The organism is Paraburkholderia fungorum (assembly GCF_003610895.1).
Taxonomy (GTDB): domain Bacteria; phylum Pseudomonadota; class Gammaproteobacteria; order Burkholderiales; family Burkholderiaceae; genus Paraburkholderia; species Paraburkholderia fungorum_B.
The window spans coordinates 1-19,839 of sequence record NZ_MCAS01000067.1 but is presented as its reverse complement, the minus strand read 5'-3'; the positions used below and the strand labels follow the sequence as shown (position 1 = coordinate 19,839).

General features: G+C 61.7%; 19 protein-coding genes. 3 read left to right on the top strand and 16 right to left on the bottom strand.

Annotated elements, in window-relative coordinates:
- Positions 1-3: 3 nt before the first annotated feature.
- The 16 genes from BCY88_RS35710 to BCY88_RS35630 all read right to left on the bottom strand — a co-directional run bounded on the left by BCY88_RS35710 (position 4) and on the right by BCY88_RS35630 (position 15,930).
- Complete coding sequence (locus BCY88_RS35710; RefSeq protein WP_120348784.1) at positions 4-717, bottom strand: phosphoribosylanthranilate isomerase; 714 nt, start codon at positions 715-717, stop codon at positions 4-6.
- Positions 714-1,526, bottom strand: coding sequence for a tRNA pseudouridine(38-40) synthase TruA (truA, locus tag BCY88_RS35705; RefSeq protein WP_120348783.1), 813 nt, complete (start codon positions 1,524-1,526; stop codon positions 714-716). The genes BCY88_RS35710 and truA overlap by 4 nt, the downstream gene beginning before the upstream one ends.
- Positions 1,523-4,045, bottom strand: coding sequence for a FimV/HubP family polar landmark protein (locus BCY88_RS35700; protein WP_120348782.1), 2,523 nt, complete (start codon positions 4,043-4,045; stop codon positions 1,523-1,525). The genes truA and BCY88_RS35700 overlap by 4 nt, the downstream gene beginning before the upstream one ends.
- A 139-nt stretch (positions 4,046-4,184) precedes the next feature.
- Complete coding sequence (gene asd / locus BCY88_RS35695) at positions 4,185-5,306, bottom strand: aspartate-semialdehyde dehydrogenase (protein WP_027805102.1); 1,122 nt, start codon at positions 5,304-5,306, stop codon at positions 4,185-4,187.
- Positions 5,307-5,666: 360 nt separating this feature from the next.
- Entirely contained in the window at positions 5,667-6,734 is a 1,068-nt protein-coding gene (gene leuB, locus BCY88_RS35685) for a 3-isopropylmalate dehydrogenase (RefSeq protein ID WP_074289025.1), read from the bottom strand.
- Between the two features lie 158 nt (positions 6,735-6,892).
- On the bottom strand, positions 6,893-7,546 hold the full coding sequence (gene leuD / locus BCY88_RS35680) for a 3-isopropylmalate dehydratase small subunit (protein WP_120348780.1): 654 nt from the start codon (positions 7,544-7,546) through the stop codon (positions 6,893-6,895).
- An 86-nt stretch (positions 7,547-7,632) separates the two neighbouring features.
- Positions 7,633-7,791, bottom strand: a complete 159-nt coding sequence (locus tag BCY88_RS35675) for an entericidin A/B family lipoprotein (RefSeq protein ID WP_120348779.1) — start codon at positions 7,789-7,791, stop codon at positions 7,633-7,635.
- Positions 7,792-7,797: 6 nt separating this feature from the next.
- Positions 7,798-9,207, bottom strand: a complete 1,410-nt coding sequence (gene leuC / locus BCY88_RS35670) for a 3-isopropylmalate dehydratase large subunit (protein ID WP_120348778.1) — start codon at positions 9,205-9,207, stop codon at positions 7,798-7,800.
- A 240-nt stretch (positions 9,208-9,447) separates the two neighbouring features.
- Positions 9,448-9,651, bottom strand: a complete 204-nt coding sequence (locus BCY88_RS35665; RefSeq protein WP_120348777.1) for a DUF3079 domain-containing protein — start codon at positions 9,649-9,651, stop codon at positions 9,448-9,450.
- Positions 9,652-9,918: 267 nt separating this feature from the next.
- On the bottom strand, positions 9,919-11,220 hold the full coding sequence (gene gltA, locus BCY88_RS35660) for a citrate synthase (protein WP_120348776.1): 1,302 nt from the start codon (positions 11,218-11,220) through the stop codon (positions 9,919-9,921).
- A gap of 92 nt (positions 11,221-11,312) precedes the next feature.
- Positions 11,313-11,588 (bottom strand): FAD assembly factor SdhE, encoded by a 276-nt coding sequence (locus BCY88_RS35655; RefSeq protein WP_120348775.1) that lies wholly within the window; start codon positions 11,586-11,588, stop codon positions 11,313-11,315.
- An 83-nt stretch (positions 11,589-11,671) separates the two neighbouring features.
- Positions 11,672-12,376: a succinate dehydrogenase iron-sulfur subunit gene (locus BCY88_RS35650; protein ID WP_054034792.1), complete on the bottom strand. Its 705-nt coding sequence runs from the start codon at positions 12,374-12,376 to the stop codon at positions 11,672-11,674.
- A 26-nt stretch (positions 12,377-12,402) separates the two neighbouring features.
- Positions 12,403-14,178, bottom strand: a complete 1,776-nt coding sequence (gene sdhA, locus BCY88_RS35645) for a succinate dehydrogenase flavoprotein subunit (RefSeq protein ID WP_028196110.1) — start codon at positions 14,176-14,178, stop codon at positions 12,403-12,405.
- 4 nt (positions 14,179-14,182) lie between these two features.
- On the bottom strand, positions 14,183-14,551 hold the full coding sequence (sdhD, locus tag BCY88_RS35640) for a succinate dehydrogenase, hydrophobic membrane anchor protein (protein WP_063498406.1): 369 nt from the start codon (positions 14,549-14,551) through the stop codon (positions 14,183-14,185).
- Positions 14,552-14,555: 4 nt separating this feature from the next.
- A complete protein-coding gene (gene sdhC, locus BCY88_RS35635; RefSeq protein WP_074289034.1) occupies positions 14,556-14,972 on the bottom strand; it encodes a succinate dehydrogenase, cytochrome b556 subunit in 417 nt (138 codons plus the stop codon).
- 157 nt (positions 14,973-15,129) lie between these two features.
- Positions 15,130-15,930 carry a GntR family transcriptional regulator gene (locus BCY88_RS35630; RefSeq protein ID WP_120348774.1) on the bottom strand — a complete coding sequence of 267 codons (801 nt, stop codon included), beginning with the start codon at positions 15,928-15,930 and terminating at the stop codon, positions 15,130-15,132.
- Positions 15,931-16,443: 513 nt separating this feature from the next.
- Between BCY88_RS35630 and BCY88_RS35625 the strand changes: the two genes are divergently transcribed.
- The 3 genes from BCY88_RS35625 to prpC all read left to right on the top strand — a co-directional run.
- A complete protein-coding gene (locus BCY88_RS35625) occupies positions 16,444-17,427 on the top strand; it encodes a malate dehydrogenase (protein WP_074289036.1) in 984 nt (327 codons plus the stop codon).
- Positions 17,428-17,655: 228 nt separating this feature from the next.
- The gene (locus BCY88_RS35620) at positions 17,656-18,672 is read left to right on the top strand and encodes an HpcH/HpaI aldolase/citrate lyase family protein (protein ID WP_120349006.1); all 1,017 of its coding nucleotides are present in this window, start codon (positions 17,656-17,658) and stop codon (positions 18,670-18,672) included.
- Positions 18,673-18,697: 25 nt separating this feature from the next.
- Positions 18,698-19,839, top strand: a 1,142-nt coding sequence (prpC, locus tag BCY88_RS35615; protein ID WP_120348773.1) for a bifunctional 2-methylcitrate synthase/citrate synthase, incomplete at its 3' end; no start/stop codon positions are given.

The window sequence follows — 19,839 nt, the reverse complement described above, 5'->3', positions numbered from 1 at the left end:
GAATCATTCAGCGTCCGCTGCGCGCACTGCGCGTACGAACGCCGCCATCCGGGCGTGATCTTTCACGCCCTTGGCGCCCGGCACTTCGATGCCGCTCGAGACATCGACCGCGTACGGGCGCACGCGATGGATCGCGTCACTGACGTTTTGCGCGTTCAACCCACCACTCAAAACGGCCCGACGCGCGAGCTCTGCTGGAATAAGTGACCAATCGAAAACCTTCCCGCCGCCGCCATAGCCTTCGACATGGGTGTCGAACAGGAGGCCGCTGGCTGCTGAATAGTTAAGCGCCGATTTTACCAAATCTGCCGGTTGAGTATCCGCCGCAACGCGCAGAGCGCGCAACCAAGGCAAACCCGCAACGCCGGCGAGGGATTCGCATTGCTCCGCGGTTTCGTCGCCGTGGAACTGCAGCAGCGTGAGCCCGACGTTACTGGCGACTTCACGAATCCAGTCCTGCGTTGGGTTCACGAACAGGCCGACTACCGACACGAACGGCGGCACGTCATGCACCAGCTCGACGGCCTGCGCGACGCTCACGGAGCGCGCGCTCGGCGGATAGAACACGAGGCCGATCGCGTCGGCGCCGAGGTCGATCGCCTGAGTCACGTCTTCCGGCTTCGACAAGCCGCAAAGTTTGATACGCGTGCGGCGCGGCGCGGCGAGTTGCGAACCGCTCGCGTGAGCTTCGGCCGCCAGGTTTGCGGTTGATTTCATGTTTGCGCTTGCTCGGTCCATACGGTACTCCAGGGCACGCTGCCAATCTGCGGCGCGGGCACGGCGAATTGCTGAGGATAGCCTACCTGCGCGAGGTACAGGCCATCAGGCATGAAAGTCGGCGCGGCACAATCGCGATCGCGACTAGCGAGTACCTCGGCCATCCATTCGGCCGGATGGCGCCCCCGCCCGATATCGACAAGACACCCCATCAGGTTGCGCACCATGTGGTGCAGGAACGCGTTCGCCCGAAAGCGGAAATGAATGAAGTCGCCCTGTTGCAGTATGTCGATCTGATACAGATGCTTGACCGGCGTCTTCGCCTGGCATTGAGACGAGCGAAACGCCGAAAAATCGTGCTCGCCGATCAGGTGGGCGGCCGCCGCTCGCATGGCGTCGACGTCGAGCGGTGTGTGCATCCAGCCGGCCCGCGTAGCCTGCATCGGCGAGCGGAACGGATGGACGTACAGCACGTAGTAATAGGTCCGCTCGAACGCCGAAAAGCGCGCGTGAAACGCATCCGGCATCGGCTTGGCCCATTGCACGGCGATCGTTTTCGGCAGAAAAGCGTTGGTGCCGCGAACCCACGAAAAGTCCGTGCGATCGAGTTCGGTGTCGAAGTGCACCACCTGGCCGAGGCCATGCACGCCGGTATCCGTGCGGCCAGCCACAACGGTTTGCACAGGCGTTTGCGCGAACTCGCGCAACGCCCGTTCGAGCTCGTCCTGCACGGTCTTGCCGTGCGGCTGCGACTGCCAGCCGCAGAATGCCGAGCCGTCGTACTGAACGCCTAGTGCAATACGCTTCACGACAAGGGCGCGAGCGTCGAGAGCAGCGCGCGGGCCTCGGTGCGCGTGGCCGGATCGTTCGCTTCGATCACTTCGTTGATGAGCAGGCGCGCGCCGGACAGATCGCCGAGATCGATATATTCGGCGGCCAGATCCAGCTTGTTACGGGCGATGCGGGTGAGATCGGCCGACGTGAAAACCGGCAACGGCTGAGCCGGACTCGGCGGCAACTCGAGGTCGAAATCAAGCTTCAGCGCGCCGAACCCGACCGCGCCCAAGCCTGCAACGGCTGCATGGCCCGCGGTACCGGCGGAGATTTCATCGGCGATGTGCGGGGCGTCATCCAGATCGTGCTGCGCCGTGGTTTCCGGGGATGCAACCGGTTGCGCCGGCAGCGATCCAGGCGCGCTCATAGCTGCGTCGGTCGATTCGATTCGCGGCGGCAACGGCATGTCCAGACTGCTGAATGCATCGACAGCGTCGCGCGGGAACTCGGTCGGAATGGGCAGCGCCGGCGGAATTTGCGCGACGGGCGCCGGCTCGACACTCGGCGTGCCGTCGGGCGTCGCGGATTCAGCCTGTTGATGCGACTGGTGTTGCGGCTCATAGAACGGCTCGCCGACAGTCGAAGCCGTGTGCGGCTCGACATTCGGCTGCGTGAAATCGATGACCGGCGACGGGGTGTCGACAGGATTCTGCGGCTCAGCGGGCAGCACGTGCGTCGACTCTGCCAACGGCGCGCCCGATGCCGGTTCGTCATCCCATTGCAGACGATGCGGCGGCACTTCTTCCGGGAAGATTCCGCTAACCGGCTCAAGCGGTGTGTGCGGCAATGCTTCTGCACCGAGTTCCGCCGCAGCTGCAAGACTCGCAGCCGTGGTCGCGCCATCGAGGCTCTCGTGATGAGCGCCGGAAAGCGGTTCGGAAGCGGAGCCGCTTTGGGCAGCCGATGTTAGCTCCGCGCTCGGCTGCTCGGGGTCGATGGGGATGGGCGCCGGGTGGCGTTCGCGCCACACGTGTTGGGATGCGCTGGGATCCTGCGCCGGCACATCTGTGTGCGGTTGGCCGATCGCAGCCTCATGTTCCGCTGCGGCGTGTTCTGCCGCTTCGCGCTCCGCTGTTGCACGTTCTTCAGCCGCGCGGTCGGTTGCGGCTTGTTCCGCCGCTGCACGCTCCCGCTCTGCCGTCTCACGCTCCGCAGCCGCGCGAATTTCCGCTTCGCGCTCTGCCGCCACGCGTTCTGCCGTTTCCCGAGCCGCTGCGTCACGCTCCGCGGCCTCCTGGTCAGCTGACGTCAGCGTCACCGCGTATCCTGCTGCCGCGTCTGCGCCCTCGTCCGACGCTTCGGGTATCGGGGTCGGCTCGCGCGTCGAACCATCCTGCTGCTCGGCCGCACGCGCGGCAGCCGCCGCTGCATCTGCAGCAAGCGTCCCCTGAGCCGCGGCAACAGCGACGCGCTTACGTCGACGCATACGGAAAACCGCCAGCAACACGACCAATGCCGCGCCGATTGCCGCCGCCACGCTCAAATTCGTCTGCGAGATGCCAATGTCGTTCGATGCGGGAGCCGCAGCGCCGCCATTGGCGGACACGGCAGCGGCAGCCGAGACGCCAGCGGCCGGCTGCGCCGCGTTCGTTGAAGGCCTGACCGGCGCGGCAGGCGAGCCGCCGATGCCATGTTTCTGCAACTCCATCAGCACGCGGTTTTTCAGCGCAAGCAACTGCTGCAAGCTGGACACCTGCGCGCGCGGCTGCGATGCCGGCTGTGCGGTAGCCGTGCCAGGGGCGGCCGCCGAAGCACCCTCGGCAGATTCGCTGGCCGGCGGCTGGATCGCGCCCGACCAGACATGTGCAGCGCTACCAGGCACCGCACCAGAAGCCTGTGAGCCCGCAACAGGCGCAGCCGCGATCGTGCCCGCCGCTGCCGAACTGCCGGGCGTCGCAGGGCCTGCTCCAATCGCTGAACTGGCCGCTCCTGAAATCGCGGGCGTGGCGGGTTCCGCGGCACGAGCCGCCGCGCTAGCCGCGCTCGCGGCGGCGGCATTGACCTGCGCCACGCCGCTCGCCGCGGCGGGCGCCGGCACGCTCGGCCCGGAAGCAGGCGCAGCAGCAGCAGCCGACGGTGCCGCAGGCGCGGACCCCGCGAGCGGAGCCGAAGCCGCCAGCGCGCCCGACGCATCCAGTGCCGGAATCGTCAGCAGCGCGCCGACACGCATCCGGCTCGGATCATGACTCATAAAGGCATTCGGGTTCGCATCGAAAAGCGCGCGCGAAGCGCGTGCGAGCGTCCCCTTGTCGTGCGATTGCGTGACGGCAATCGCCACGTCGTTCAGCGATTGCCCGGGCCGCACCGTATATTGACTCCCGGCGGCGTAAGACACGGAGGCACCCTCCGGCGCGCTCGCCGCGTCGCCGGGCGCGGCCACCGCGCTATTCACGCCGGCACCGGCCAGCGCAAGCGCCAAAGCGGCTGCGGCCGTCAGTCGGACCATATCTTGATGCATAAACGTAGCCCGAAGGGAGGAGAGTCGAAGGTTCATCGGGACCCCTGGCGCGTCAGCGCGCAGCCCTTTTTTGCGGTTGGAAAGAGACAAGATAATCGGAGCACACAATGAAAAAAGCGCCGCGCAAGCGCGACGCTTCTTGAGTTTTCTACGCGTCGTGAGCGCGTAGTTTACTTTACTTGTCGAGCACAATGCGAAGCATGCGACGCAGCGGTTCCGCCGCGCCCCACAGCAGTTGATCGCCGACCGTGAAGGCCGACAGATATTCGCCGCCCATCGCCAGTTTGCGCACACGGCCAACCGGCACGGTCAGCGTGCCCGTCACCACGGCCGGGGACAGATCGCGCATCGACGCTTCGCGTTCATTCGGCACGACCTTGACCCAGTCATTGCCCGACGCGAGGATGCTATTCACTTCGTCCAGCGGCACATCCTTGTTCAGCTTGATGGTCAGCGCCTGCGAGTGGCAGCGCATTGCGCCGATCCGCACACAGAGGCCGTCAACCGGGATTGAACCCGGCGTGCCCATGGCCGGCTTGCCGAGGATCTTGTTAGTTTCCGCGCCGCCCTTCCACTCTTCCTTCGACATGCCGTTGCCGAGATCCTTGTCGATCCACGGAATCAGCGAGCCGGCGAGCGGCACGCCGAAGTTGTCGGTCGGCATACGATCGCTGTTCATGGCGCTCAGCACACGGCGGTCGATGTCGAGAATCGCCGACGACGGATCAGCCAGGTCTTCCTTGGCCGCGCCGTACAGCGTGCCCATTTGCTGCAGCAGTTCGCGCATGTTTTGCGCGCCCGCGCCCGAAGCGGCCTGATACGTCATGGCCGTCATCCAGTCGACGAGGTTTTCGCGGAACAGACCGCCCAGCGCCATCAACATCAGGCTAACCGTGCAGTTGCCGCCGATGAAATTCTTCTGGCCCTTGACCAGCGCGTTCTTGATTACGTCGAGGTTGACCGGATCGAGAATGATGACTGCATCGTCTTTCATGCGCAGCGAAGAAGCCGCGTCGATCCAGTAGCCGTTCCAGCCCGCTGCGCGCAGCTTCGGGAACACTTCATTCGTGTAATCGCCGCCCTGGCAGGAAATGATCGCTTCGCACTTCTTCAGGTCTTCGATGCTTGTTGCATCTTTGAGCTTGGTCTCGTTTTTGGCGAACGACGGCGCGTTGCCGCCCGCGTTGCTGGTGCTGAAAAACACCGGTTCGATCAAGTCGAAATCGCCTTCCTGCTGCATACGTTGCATCAGGACGCTACCGACCATACCGCGCCAACCTACGAGACCTACGTTCATGACTTCATACCCTTCGAATGGAAACTTCCCCGCATCTTTGCCCGCAGTGACCGCGCGGGGAAGATGAGCGGGCACGACGGACGATCAGCGTTTCGTGATCGTTTTCGGGGTAATCGTTTTGGTGGTGGTAATGGCGAGCTCAACCACACGGGCGGTTTTGCCGTGGAGTTTCGAAATCAGGGAGATTTGAGCCGTGTGCGCCATCGCTACAATATACACGAAAACCGGAATCTGGCGGCCTGATTGTCTGCCGCGATCGTCCGTATTACGCGCGAATCGGCCTGTTTCGAGGCCAATTCGCGTTTTAAAGGCCGTTTGACGACCTAACCAACGCCTTGCTACTTCCTGCGCCAAAGCGCCTTACAGCGCGGCGACGACTGCATCGCCCATCGCCACGGTGCCGACCTGCTTGCAGCCCGGCGTCAGAATGTCGCCGGTGCGGAAGCCCTGTTCCAACACCTTTTTCACCGCCGTTTCGATACGATCCGCCTGTTCCGCCTTGTTCAGCGAATAGCGCAGCATCATCGCGGCCGACAGGATCGTTGCCAGCGGATTCGCCACACCCTTACCGGCGATGTCCGGCGCGGAGCCGTGCGAGGGCTCGTACAAGCCCTTGTTATTCTTGTCCAGCGAGGCCGACGGCAGCATGCCGATCGAACCCGTGAGCATGGCGGCCTCGTCGGAGAGGATGTCGCCGAACATGTTGCCGGTCACCACCACGTCGAATGCCTTCGGCGCTTTCACCAGCTGCATCGCCGCGTTGTCCACGTACATGTGCGACAGCTCGACGTCCGCATATTCCTTCGACACGTCGATCATCACGTCACGCCAGAACTGCGACGTTTCGAGCACATTCGCCTTGTCCACGCTCGTCAGTTTCTTCTGGCGCTTTTGCGCGGCCTGGAACGCGACGTGCGCGATGCGGCGCACTTCAGGTTCCGAATAACGCATCGTGTCGAAGCCTTCTTTCGCGCCTTCGAACAGCCCATCCGGCGAAGAACGCACACCGCGCGGTGCGCCGAAGTAAATGTCGCCGTTCAGTTCGCGCACGATCAGGATGTCGAGACCCGAGACGATTTCTTCCTTCAGCGACGAAGCGCCGGTGAGTTGCGGATAGCAGATCGCCGGACGGAAGTTCGCGAACAATTGCAAGTGCTTACGCAGACCGAGAATCGCCTGCTCCGGGCGCAGCGCGCGCTCGAGCGAGTCGTACTTCCAGTCGCCAACGGCGCCGAACAGGATCGCATCGGCCTCTTTCGCCAGCGCCAGCGTCGAATCGGGCAGCGGATGGCCCTTCGCTTCGTAGCCCGCGCCGCCAACCGGCGCTTCTTCGAGCTCGAACTTTTCGCCGAGCACGTTCAGGACCTTCACGGCCTCCTTGACGATTTCGGGACCGATGCCGTCGCCCGGCAAGACTGCGATCTTCATGCGAGTTTCCTTGATGATTTTCTTCGAAACTTCATTAGCGCCCCCAGACCTGTCGCTTCGCTCCAGGCCCCCGAGGGGAGCGAGAAAGCTTGGGACGGCCCGGCGTTTTCTTGAGAGCGTAATTCAGTGAGCCGCCGGGCTCTCAGGCCTGAAAGCCTTTAACCGACGATGCGGTGATTCAGCCACGGCTGCTTGGCGATCCGCTCAGCTTCGAACTGGCGAATCTTGTCCGCGTGACGCAGCGTCAGGCCGATATCGTCAAAGCCGTTCAGCAGGCAGTACTTGCGGAAGCCCGCGACTTCGAACGGATACGCGGCGGCGCCGTCCGACGTGCGCACGACTTGCGCGTCCAGGTCGATGGTCAACTGGAAGCCGTTGAATGCGTACGTTTCGTTGAACAGATGGTCGACTTGCTGTTCGGTCAGCACGATCGGCAGCAGGCCGTTCTTGAAGCAGTTGTTGTAGAAAATATCGGCGAAGCTCGGCGCGATGATTGCGCGGAAGCCGTATTGCTGCAGCGCCCACGGTGCGTGCTCACGCGAGCTGCCGCAACCGAAGTTTTTGCGCGCCAACAGCACCGATGCGCCCTGATAGCGCGGCTGATTCAGCACGAAATCCGGATTCAGCGGACGCTTCGAGTTGTCCTGACCCGGTTCGCCGTGATCGAGGTAACGCCATTCGTCGAACGCGTTCGGACCGAAGCCCGTGCGCTTGATCGACTTCAGGAATTGCTTCGGAATGATCGCGTCCGTGTCGACGTTCTCGCGATCGAGCGGCGCCACAACGCCGGTGTGTACGATGAATTTATCCATGACGCTTGCGCCTGTTTCAAGACCGGGCGATGCGCGTGGCGACCGGAAAGCCGCCCGGCGCGCCGCCGGCAAAAATCAAAAATCGCTTATTTGTCAGCGTGATTGCTGATCGAATTGCCGAGGTGCGACATGTCCTCGCCGAATCCGTGCACCGTGTTGCAGCCGGCCAGACCGAGCAATAGCCCGGCGAGCGTACCGAGTGCGAGGCGGCGCAATAGAGTGGTGCGATTCATGTTCTTCATCATGCGTGTTTATCCAAGCTTGCGAATATCGACGAAATGCCCTTCGATAGCCGCAGCGGCAGCCATCGCGGGGCTCACGAGGTGGGTACGGCCACCGGCGCCCTGACGACCTTCGAAATTACGATTCGACGTGGATGCGCAACGCTCGCCCGGGTCCAGCCGGTCGGCGTTCATTGCAAGACACATCGAGCAACCGGGCTCACGCCATTCGAAACCGGCATCGGTAAAGACCTTGTCGAGGCCTTCGCGTTCCGCTTGCGCCTTCACCAGACCCGAACCCGGCACGACCATGGCCAGACGGATGTTCGGTGCGACGCGGCGGCCCAGCTTTTTCACGACGTAAGCCGCAGCGCGAATGTCTTCAATGCGCGCGTTGGTGCACGACCCGATGAAGATTTTATCCGGCTTGATGGATTCGATCGGCGCGTTCGGTTCGAGCGCCATGTACTTCAGCGCGCGTTCCATCGCGTCGCGCTTGACCGGGTCCTTTTCGCGTTCCGGATCCGGCACGCGGCCGTCGATTGCCGTGACCATCTCCGGCGACGTGCCCCACGTGACTTGCGGCACGATTTCCGCCGCGTTCAACTCGACCACGCGATCGAATTGGGCGCCTTCGTCCGTCTTGAACTGCTTCCAGTACTCGACCGCGTGATCCCACTCGACGCCTGCCGGCGAGAACGGACGGCCCTTCAGGTATTCAATGGTGGTGTCGTCCACGGCGACCATGCCGGCGCGCGCGCCCGCTTCGATCGCCATGTTGCAGACCGTCATGCGGCCTTCCATGGACAACGCGCGAATCGTTGAACCGCCGAATTCGATTGCGTAGCCGGTGCCGCCTGCCGTGCCGATCTTGCCGATAATCGCGAGCACGATGTCTTTCGCGGTACAACCGCGCGGCAACGGGCCTTCGACCTTTACCAGCATGTTCTTGCTCTTCTTCTGCAAGAGCGTTTGTGTGGCCAGCACGTGCTCGACTTCCGAGGTGCCGATGCCGTGCGCCAGTGCGCCGAACGCACCGTGCGTGGACGTGTGCGAGTCACCGCAGACGATCGTCATGCCCGGCAGGGTAGCGCCCTGTTCCGGCCCGATAATGTGCACGATGCCTTGACGCAAGTCGTTCATCTTGAACTGCGTGATGCCATAGGCGTCGCAGTTCGTGTCGAGTGTATCGACTTGCAGCTTGGAGACCGGATCGGCAATGCCGTGGCTGCGATCCGTGGTGGGGACGTTGTGGTCCGACACTGCCAGATTCGCGCTGATACGCCACACCGGACGCTCAGCCAGTTTCAGGCCTTCAAACGCCTGAGGGCTGGTGACTTCGTGCAGCAGGTGACGGTCGATATAGAGAATCGTCGTGCCGTCTTCTTCCGTGTGGACCACGTGTGTGTTCCACAATTTGTCGTAGAGCGTCTGTGCCATGGTATGCGGGGTAGTAATGACTGCGGGACTGACTGTGTCAGTCGATTATGCCACGCAGAACCGCGCTTTGGGACCATGAACCGAGGGAAAAACCGATAAAAAACAGTGAGTTGGGTAGTAGTGACGATACCTGTATGGGCGTTACCCGGCATGAGAGTGCGCGGCGTGCGCGATGCAGCGCCAAGCACGTTCAGGGATCGCGGCGCGACACGCGAACACGCACATCGGCTTGAAACGGACCTATTGCGGGCGCCGCACCGCGTCTGACAGTTCCGCGGCAAGACTTTGCTCCCATTCGAGCCAGTCTTCGCCAAGCAATTCAACGGGATGTTGTGTGCGGACGTTGCCGTTTCCGCAGCTCATCGAATCAGCGGCACAGTATTTATCGCATCCCCAGCAATTTCGTTCGGGATGCTTCGGGTGAATAGGGAACTTCTTTGCCATTTGATTGGCCCTCCTCGCGGATGGAAGACGCGAAGAGCGGTTGCTGGCTTCGCACCGTCTCTCATTTTCTGCCTGCTCGGACCTGCCGGACGCAGGCTGCGGCAATTGGCATCAGGATTTGCTCCGCTCGCGCTCATTTGCCGCACGCGAATTGCACGCACCCAAAACAAAACGCCTCAACGGTCAACCCGTTGAGGCGTTTTTTATCCATCCTGCTTCGCGCGCTGTACGACCCTCAGGCCATGCAACGCGGGGAACGACTACCGCTTAGCGTTGCGCAATCGGCTTCGCTTCGCGTTGCGTGTCGCCGATGAACAGCTGACGCGGACGGCCAATCTTCTGTTCCGGATCGGCAATCATTTCGTTCCACTGTGCAATCCAGCCGACCGTACGTGCCATCGCGAAGATACACGTGAACATCGAGGTCGGGATGCCCAGCGCGCGTTGCACGATGCCCGAGTAGAAGTCGACGTTCGGGTACAGCTTGCGCGACACGAAGTATTCGTCTTCCAGCGCGATTTTTTCCAGCGCCATGGCCAGCTTGAACAGCGGGTCGTCGTGCAGGCCCAGTTCTTCCAGCACTTCGTGGCAGGTTTCGCGCATCAGCTTCGCACGCGGATCGTAGTTCTTGTAGACGCGGTGACCGAAGCCCATCAGCTTCACGCCAGAGTTCTTGTCCTTCACCTGCTTGATGAACTCAGGAATGTTGTCGACCGAGCCGATTTCTTCCAGCATGTTCAGTGCGGCTTCGTTCGCACCGCCGTGCGCCGGGCCCCACAGACAAGCGATACCGGCCGCGATACACGCGAACGGGTTAGCGCCCGACGAACCCGCCAGACGAACCGTCGAAGTCGACGCATTCTGTTCGTGGTCAGCGTGCAGGATCAGGATGCGGTCGAGCGCGCGCACCAGCACATCGTTGACCTTGTACTCTTCGCACGGGTTCGAGAACATCATGTGCATGAAGTTCGCGCTGTACGACAGGTCGTTCTTCGGGTACGCAAACGGCTGGCCGATGCTGTACTTGTACGCCATGGCGACCAGCGTGGGCAGCTTCGCGATCATGCGAATCGCCGACACTTCACGGTGACGCGGATTGTTGATGTCGAGCGAGTCGTGATAGAACGCCGACAGTGCGCCGACGGCCGCGACCAGAATCGCCATCGGGTGTGCGTCACGGCGGAAACCACGGAAGAAGAAGTGCATCTGCTCGTGCACCATCGTGTGCTTCGTGACGGTGTTGACGAACTCGGCCTTCTGCTGCTCGTTCGGCAGTTCGCCCTTCAGCAGCAGGTAGCACGTTTCGAGGAAGTCGGCGTTTTGCGCGAGGTTGTCGATCGGGTAGCCGCGGTACAGCAGCTCGCCCTTATCGCCGTCGATGTAGGTGATCGCCGAATTGCACGCCGCCGTCGACATGAAGCCCGGGTCGTACGTGAACTTGCCAGTCTGGCCGTACAGTTTGCGAATGTCGATCACGTCCGGGCCGAGAGTGCCCTTATAAATCGGCATTTCAACGCTCGGCGAATTGTCGCTGAACGATAGCGTGGCTTTAACATCTGACGGGGTCATAGCACATCCTCAATCGAAGTATGGAAACAGGGTTTCGATAATTTGCACGCCTGGGAACAACGGACAAGCGGCGCTCGAGACGTTAGCGGCGCTCAAGCATTCCGCAACAGCTCCAGCACCCGGATCACATCCGGGTCGGCAAGCTCGCCTTCCGGTTCCTTGCGGGCCAGCAGCAAGTCCATCAGGTCGTTATCGCTCAGCTCGAGCAGGTGCGTGAGCGCACCCACGTCGGCATCGCTGAGGTCATGCTCATATCGGCTGAAAAAACGTTCAAAGATCAGATCGTTTTCCAGCAGGCCCCGCCGCGCACGCCAGCGAAGACGCGCGCGGCGGAGAGGGTCGGACTGATGCGATGTTTCGGTGTTCATGTCAGTGCGCGCCGGAGCGCCCCAAGCGTACCGACCGTCCCCTCGGGGGCAGCGAACGACAGGGAGCGTGGGCGCTATTCATATCAAACTGCGCGGCGAACCATCAATTCCTTGATCTTGCCAATCGCCTTGGTCGGGTTCAGGCCCTTCGGGCAGACGTCGACGCAATTCATGATGGTATGGCAACGGAACAGACGGTACGGATCTTCCAGGTTGTCGAGGCGCTCACCCGTGGCTTCGTCGCGGCTATCCGCGATGAAACGATAGGCTTGCAACAGGCCAGCCGGGCCGACGAACTTGTCCGGATTCCACCAGAAGCTCGGGCACGAGGTCGAGCAGCTGGCACACAGAATACATTCGTACAGGCCGTCGAGCTCGTCGCGTTCTTCCGGCGACTGCAGACGTTCCTTTTCCGGCGGCGGCGTATCGTTGATCAGATACGGCTTGATCGAGTGGTACTGGTTGAAGAACTGCGTGAAGTCGCAGATCAGGTCGCGCACGACCGGCAGGCCCGGCAGCGGACGCAGCACGATCTTTTGCGGCAGGTCGTTCATGTTCTGCAAGCAGGCCAGACCGTTCTTGCCGTTGATGTTCATTGCGTCCGAACCGCACACGCCTTCGCGGCACGAACGGCGGAACGACAAGGTTTCGTCCATCGCCTTCAGCTTGAGCAGCGCGTCGAGCAGCATGCGTTCGTGCGAGTCGATTTCGATCTCGTACGTTTGCATGCGCGGTGCTGCGTCCTTATCCGGATCGTAGCGGTAAATTTCGAATGTACGCTTAGCCATTTTCCTGAATTCCTTTGACTTGTGCCTTAGAAGGTACGCGCTTTCGGCGGCACCGATTCGACGGTCAGCGGTTGCATTTGAACCGGCTTGTAGTCGAGGCGATCGCCTTCGCTGAACCACAGCGTATGGCGCAGCCAGTTTTCGTCGTCGCGATGTTCAAAGTCGTTTTGCGCATGCGCGCCACGGCTTTCCTTGCGCGCCTCGGCGGAAACCATCGTGGCGCGCGCCACTTCAATCAGGTTCTCCACTTCCAACGCTTCAATACGCGCCGTGTTGAACACCTTCGACTTGTCTTTCAGGTAGATGTTGTCGACCCGGTCAGCCACTTCGCGAATCCGCTCGACGCCTTCGGCCAGCAGCTTCGACGTACGGAACACGCCGGCGTGTGCCTGCATCGTGGAACGGATGTCGGCCGCAACGGTTTGCGAGTATTCGCCCGACGTGGACTTGTCCAGCTTGTTCAGACGTGCCAGCGAGAAATCGCCCGCGTCGGCCGGCAGCGGCTTGTGTTCCTTGATGTCCTTCACATGCTTGACGATGTGGTTGCCGGCCGCCCGGCCGAATACCACCAGGTCGAGCAGCGAGTTCGTGCCGAGACGGTTCGCGCCGTGCACCGACACGCACGAGCATTCGCCCACTGCGTAGAAACCGTTGACGACTTCCTTGTGATCCCGCGACGTGCCAACGACCTGGCCGTTGATGTTCGTCGGGATACCGCCCATCTGATAGTGGATGGTCGGCACAACCGGAATCGGCTCTTTAATACAATCGACGTTCGCAAACTTCATCGCGATTTCGCGGATCGACGGCAGACGCTTCATGATCGTCTCGGCGCCGATGTGCGACAGGTCGAGCAGCACGTGATCCTTGTTCGGACCCACGCCGCGGCCTTCCTTGATTTCCTGATCCATCGAACGCGAAACGAAGTCGCGCGGCGCCAGATCCTTCAGCGTCGGCGCGTAGCGTTCCATGAAACGCTCGCCGTTCGAGTTACGCAGAATGCCGCCTTCACCACGCACACCTTCGGTAATCAGCACGCCCGCGCCGGCCACGCCGGTGGGGTGGAATTGCCAGAATTCCATGTCTTGCAGCGCGATGCCCGAACGCGCCGCCATGCCCAGACCGTCACCCGTGTTGATGAACGCGTTCGTGGATGCCGCGAAGATCCGGCCTGCGCCGCCCGTAGCGAACAGCGTGGTCTTGCCTTCGAGGATGTAAACGTCACCCGTTTCCATTTCCAGCGCGGTCACGCCAAGCACGTCGCCGTCGGCGTCGCGGATCAGATCCAGCGCCATCCATTCGACGAAGAACTGCGTCTTGGCAGCCACGTTTTGCTGATACAGCGTGTGCAGCAGCGCGTGACCGGTACGGTCAGCCGCCGCGCAAGCGCGTTGCACCGGCTTTTCGCCGTAGTTCGCGGTGTGACCGCCGAACGGGCGTTGGTAAATCGTGCCGTCGGCGTTGCGGTCGAACGGCATGCCGAAGTGTTCGAGCTCGTACACGGCGTTCGGTGCTTCACGGCACATGAACTCGATCGCGTCCTGGTCGCCGAGCCAGTCGGAACCCTTGATCGTGTCGTAGAAGTGATAGTGCCAATTGTCTTCGCTCATGTTGCCGAGCGATGCGCCGATGCCGCCTTGAGCGGCGACCGTGTGCGAACGCGTCGGGAACACCTTGGACAGAACGCAAACCGACAGACCGGCGCGCGCGAGTTGCAGCGAAGCGCGCATCCCCGAGCCGCCTGCGCCGACGATAACCACGTCAAACTTGCGACGCGGCAGAGAATTCTTGATTGCAGCCATTCTTTTACACTCTCCAGAGAATCTGCGCAGCGTAGCCCGCACATGCGAGCAGCCAGACGATCGTCAGCGCCTGAAGAAACAGACGCATGCCAACGGGCTTCACATAGTCCATCCAGATGTCGCGGATACCAACCCACGCGTGATAGAACAGCGACAGCAGCGTGACAAACGTGGCGAGCTTCATCCATTGCGTTGCAAAGATCGACGCCCAACCGTCATACGAGAAATCGCGCGCGCCGAAGAACCACGCGAGCAGGATCACCGTGTAGACGGCCATGATGCAGGCGGTAATGCGCTGGGCAAGCCAGTCGCGCAGACCGTAATGTGCGCCGACGACGAGACGCTTCGGACCGATTCGGTTATTAGCTGCCATTTTTTTAGAATGCTCCGAAGAGTTTGAGCGCAAAAGCAATCGTCAGAAGCGACGAAACGACCAGCACCACGATGGAAGTCTGCTTGCCCTTCTCTTTAGTCGTGAGGCCGTGGCTCGTGTCCATGAACAGGTGACGCACGCCTGCGCAGAAGTGGAACAGGAAGGCCCACGCGAGAACGAGCGTGATGAGTTTGACGACGATGTTGGAGAGGAAGCCCTTGAAGACTTCGAAGCTCAGTTCGGAAGTCAGGCTCTGATCGAAGAGGTACAGCAGGAACGGAAGAAAAACAAAAAGCAGCCCACCGCTTAGGCGGTGCAAGATCGACACGCGCCCCGCTAGCGGGAGACGGTATGCCGTCAAAATCTGCCCGATACCGATGTTCCGGAATTCCGGCCTCGGTTTTTTTACGGCTTCAGCCATGCTAGACCCCTACTATGTAGTCACACTAATCCGCAATTTTAGCGCCTTTTTATATCGCGCTGCAGCGAAAACCACCACAGGTCCGTTACAGCACGCGCGATAAAGGCGCCTTCAAACAGGCGCGCGCGTGGGGCGCGGCGCCTTTTTTCATCCTGCTTCAGCTCAGATCGTTCTGATAGTAATACCCGGTTGTGACATACCAACCACGGCGCACCTCAACCGGCCGGTCTCCATATGTATAGGACACCCGGTCGACCGACAGCAGCGGAAAACCCGCCGGCACATGCAGCAGGTCAGCCACTGCCGGTTCGGCCGCGACCGCGCGGATCTTCTCGGTGGCGCGGATCATACGTGTGCCGAATTCCGTCTCGAACATCGCGTAGAGGGGACCTTTATACTCCGACAGCCGCTCGAGCGTGAGCCCGCGAAACACCGCGCCGGGCAACCAGATTTCGTCGAGTACGGTGACTTCGCCGTCGAACTGCAGCAAGCGCTTGATCAACACCACCGGATCGGCGGGTTTGAGATCGAGTTGCCGGGCGATGTCCGCCGAAGCGCGCAAGCGCCGGCATTCAAGCAGGCGGCTGACGTGCGGGTGTTCCGCGCCGTCATCGGCCAGTAATCTGAGGAAGCGGAACTGGGCACGGTCTTCATTGTGCGTTGCAACAAAAGTGCCCTTGCCCTGGCGGCGCACCAGCAGGTTGTCGGCGGCAAGCTCGTCGATCGCCTTGCGCACCGTTCCTTGACTGACCTTGTATCTGGCCGCCAATTCGACTTCACTAGGAATGATCTCGCCAGGTTTCCATTCGCCGCTTTCCAGGCTCTGCGTAATCAAGCCCTTGATCTGCTGATACAGCGGGCTGAAAGTGGGCGATGTGGCGGTCGAGGCAGCGGATACACCCTCGCCCGCGGCCCCATGGCCGCTCGGATTCGTGGTGTTCGCCGGGTTCGAATTCATCCGCGCATTTCATCATAAAGGGCCGGGCCGCGTCTAGGGTTTTCCCCGCAACAGATATGTCTTATATAAGACATAAGATAATGTTGACTTTGTGTCTGACGACTCCTACACTCCTTGTCGAGCAAGGGTTTGCGGGTTTTCCGGCGGCTGTTTTGCACTACGCAATGCAGCGCCGTGGCGCACCGGCAGCCACTCTGCACCATGCTGTTCCCACGCAGTCCAGGTTTCGATTCGCCGCCATTCGTTGGTCAGACGCTTGCCGAAACGCGCTGTTTGCTGGAGCCCGCACCGTGCAGCGGCTACCCGGCGCCAGGATGCCCCGCTCCCCGCACTCTCAAGCAGTGGTACAGGTTTCCGGCATGGCGGTCTTGCCGCAGCGCGCCGCACGGCCTCGGAAAATTACGAGGCTGTACGCGAACAGTGAATTCCGCCGTGTTTCACAACGCTTCGCTGAACGCGCATATAGAATGGCGTTTTCCCTAGCGTCTAACGCATCGTCCTGGAGATTTCTCAATGGCTAAGCCCGCAAAGCGCGTTGCCGTCACCGGCGCCGCAGGTCAAATCGCTTACTCCCTGCTGTTCCGCATCGCCAACGGCGATCTGCTCGGCAAGGATCAGCCGGTTATCCTGCAGCTGCTCGATCTGCCGCAAGCGCAAGGCGCCGTCAAAGGCGTCGTGATGGAACTGGATGATTGCGCATTCCCGCTGCTGTCGGGTGTCGTGATCACCGACGACCCGAAGGTTGCATTCAAGGATGCAGACGTTGCCCTGCTGGTCGGCGCACGTCCGCGTTCGAAAGGCATGGAGCGTAAAGACCTGCTGTCGGCAAACGCCGAAATCTTCACGGTTCAGGGCAAGGCGCTGAACGAAGTCGCCAGCCGCGACGTGAAGGTGCTGGTGGTCGGCAACCCGGCCAACACCAATGCTTACATCGCGATGAAGTCGGCGCCGGATCTGCCGAAGAAGAACTTCACCGCCATGCTGCGTCTGGACCACAACCGCGCGCTGTCGCAACTGGCTGCCAAGTCGGGCAAGCCGGTGGCTTCGATCGAAAAGCTGGCTGTGTGGGGCAACCACTCGCCGACCATGTACCCGGACTTCCGCGTTGCAACGGCTGAAGGTCAAGACCTGACCAAGCTGATCAACGACGAAGAATGGAACCGCAACACGTTCATCCCGACCGTCGGCAAGCGCGGCGCAGCGATTATCGAAGCGCGCGGCCTGTCGTCGGCAGCGTCGGCAGCTAACGCTGCAATCGACCACGTGCGTGACTGGGTGCTCGGCACGAACGGCAAGTGGGTCACGATGGGTATCCCGTCGGACGGCTCGTACGGCATTCCGGAAGACATCATCTACGGTGTGCCGGTTACGTGCGAAAACGGCGAGTACAAGCGCGTCGAAGGTCTGGCAATCGACGCGTTCTCGCGTGAAAAGATGGACGGCACGCTGAACGAGTTGCTCGAAGAGCGCGAAGGCGTTCAACACCTGCTCGGCTAAGCGCCAGATGCAGACGAACCGGAACTCCGTGGCGCTATCGCGGCGGGTTCCGGTTTTTTACGTGCGAATGCAGGTACATCCCACGAAATTGCGATTCACTGCGCAATTTGTCGTGCCAACATTCGCCTCTGATTCGAACGCGCTTTGCCGCACGGCTGGCTGATCGCCTGGCAGAGCGCGTCCGAATCCGATTTACCCACCCGACCACCCAGAATCCTGACGCCGAAGATGCGCGCCCTCACCCCCGCCGAAGTGCTGTTTGACGGCGAAGTGCCGCCCGCTGTGCTGCCTGCCTGCGATCACTACGCCGGCAGCGAAAAGCTGATGCTGAAATCTCTGGCATTGCAGCAGCAACTCGGCCCGGTGTTCGACATCACGCTCGATTGTGAAGACGGCGCGCAGGTCGGCCGGGAAGCCGAGCACGCGGAGCTGGTCGCGTCGCTGCTGGGCAGCGAACACGACCGCTTTGGCCGCGTCGGCGTGCGGATTCACGACTTCGATCACGCGCATTGGCGTGACGACGTCCGCCTCATTCTGCGCGCGGCGAAGCGTGCACCTGCTTACATCACCCTCCCGAAGATCCGCAGCGTCCCCGATGCTGCTGAAATGGTTGCGTTCATCGAGGCTACACGGCGCGAACTCGGCATTGCGCAGCCTGTTCCGGTGCAATTGCTGGTGGAAACGCATGGCGCGTTGACTCGCGTGTTCGATCTGGCCGCGCTCCCCGGTGTCGAGGCGCTCAGCTTCGGACTGATGGACTTTGTTTCCGCGCACGACGGCGCGATTCCCGATACCGCGATGCGCTCGCCCGGTCAATTCGATCATCCGCTGGTGCGACGCGCGAAGCTCGAGATTTCGGCAGCCTGTCACGCGTACGGCAAGGTGCCCTCGCATAACGTCAGCACGGAAGTACGCGACATGAGCGTGGTGGCGAACGATGCGGCCCGTGCCCGCAACGAATTCGGCTACACGCGGATGTGGAGCATCCATCCGGCGCAGATCGAGGCGATCGTGGCGGCGTTTGCACCGCGCGACGAAGAAATCGCCACCGCTACCGAAATTCTGCTGGCTGCGCAGTCCGCGCAATGGGGGCCCACGCGCCATCACGACACGCTGCACGACCGGGCCAGCTATCGCTACTACTGGTCCGTGCTGCGTCGCGCGAAATCCACGGGCCGCGCCGTCCCGCAAGACGCCGCGCCGCTCTTCACGGAAGTGGGCGCTAACGGGCAAGCCGCATCATGAGCAGGCATAAAGGAGATTGCGGAAGATGAGCGAGACGACGCAAACCGCCGGCGCACAAGGCGAGAACGAATCCAAAAGCGCCTTCAAACCGAAGAAATCCGTCGCCCTGTCCGGCGTGACGGCGGGCAACACGGCGCTGTGCACGGTCGGCAAGACTGGCAACGATCTGCACTACCGCGGCTACGACATTCTGGACATCGCCGGCGCCTGCGAATTCGAAGAGATCGCCTATCTGCTGGTCCACGAAAAGCTGCCGACCCAGGCCGAACTGAGCGCCTACAAGACGAAGCTCAAGGCGCTGCGCGGCCTGCCCGCGAACGTCAAGGCCGCGCTGGAATGGATCCCGGCCGCCGCGCACCCGATGGACGTGATGCGCACCGGCGTCTCGGTGCTCGGCACCGTGCTGCCGGAGAAGGACGATCACAACCTGGCGGGCGCGCGCGATATCGCCGACAAGCTGATGGCCTCGCTCGGCTCGATGCTGCTGTACTGGTACCACTACTCGCACAACGGCAAGCGCATCGAAGTCGAAACCGACGACGACTCGATCGGCGGCCACTTCCTGCACCTGCTGCACGGCGTGGAGCCGTCGAAGGCGTGGGTCGACGCGATGCACGTGTCGCTGAACCTGTACGCCGAACATGAATTCAACGCCTCGACGTTCACTGGCCGCGTGATCGCGGGCACGGGCTCGGACATTTACTCGGCGATCACCGGCGCGATCGGCGCGCTGCGCGGCCCGAAGCACGGCGGCGCCAACGAAGTCGCGTTCGAAATCCAGTCGCGCTACCAGACGCCTGACGAAGCCGAAGCGGACATCCGCAGGCGCGTGGAAAACAAGGAAGTGGTGATCGGTTTCGGTCACCCGGTGTACACGATCTCCGACCCGCGCAACAAGGTCATCAAGGAAGTCGCGAAGAAGCTCTCGAAGGAAGCGGGCAACCTGAAGCTGTTCAGCATCGCCGAGCGGCTGGAAACCGTGATGGCGGACGCGAAGAAGATGTTCCCGAATCTCGACTGGTTCAGCGCGGTGTCGTATCACATGATGGGCGTGCCGACGGCGATGTTCACGCCGCTGTTCGTGATCGCCCGTACAGCGGGCTGGAGCGCGCACATCATCGAGCAACGGATCGACAACAAGATCATCCGGCCGAGCGCGAATTACAC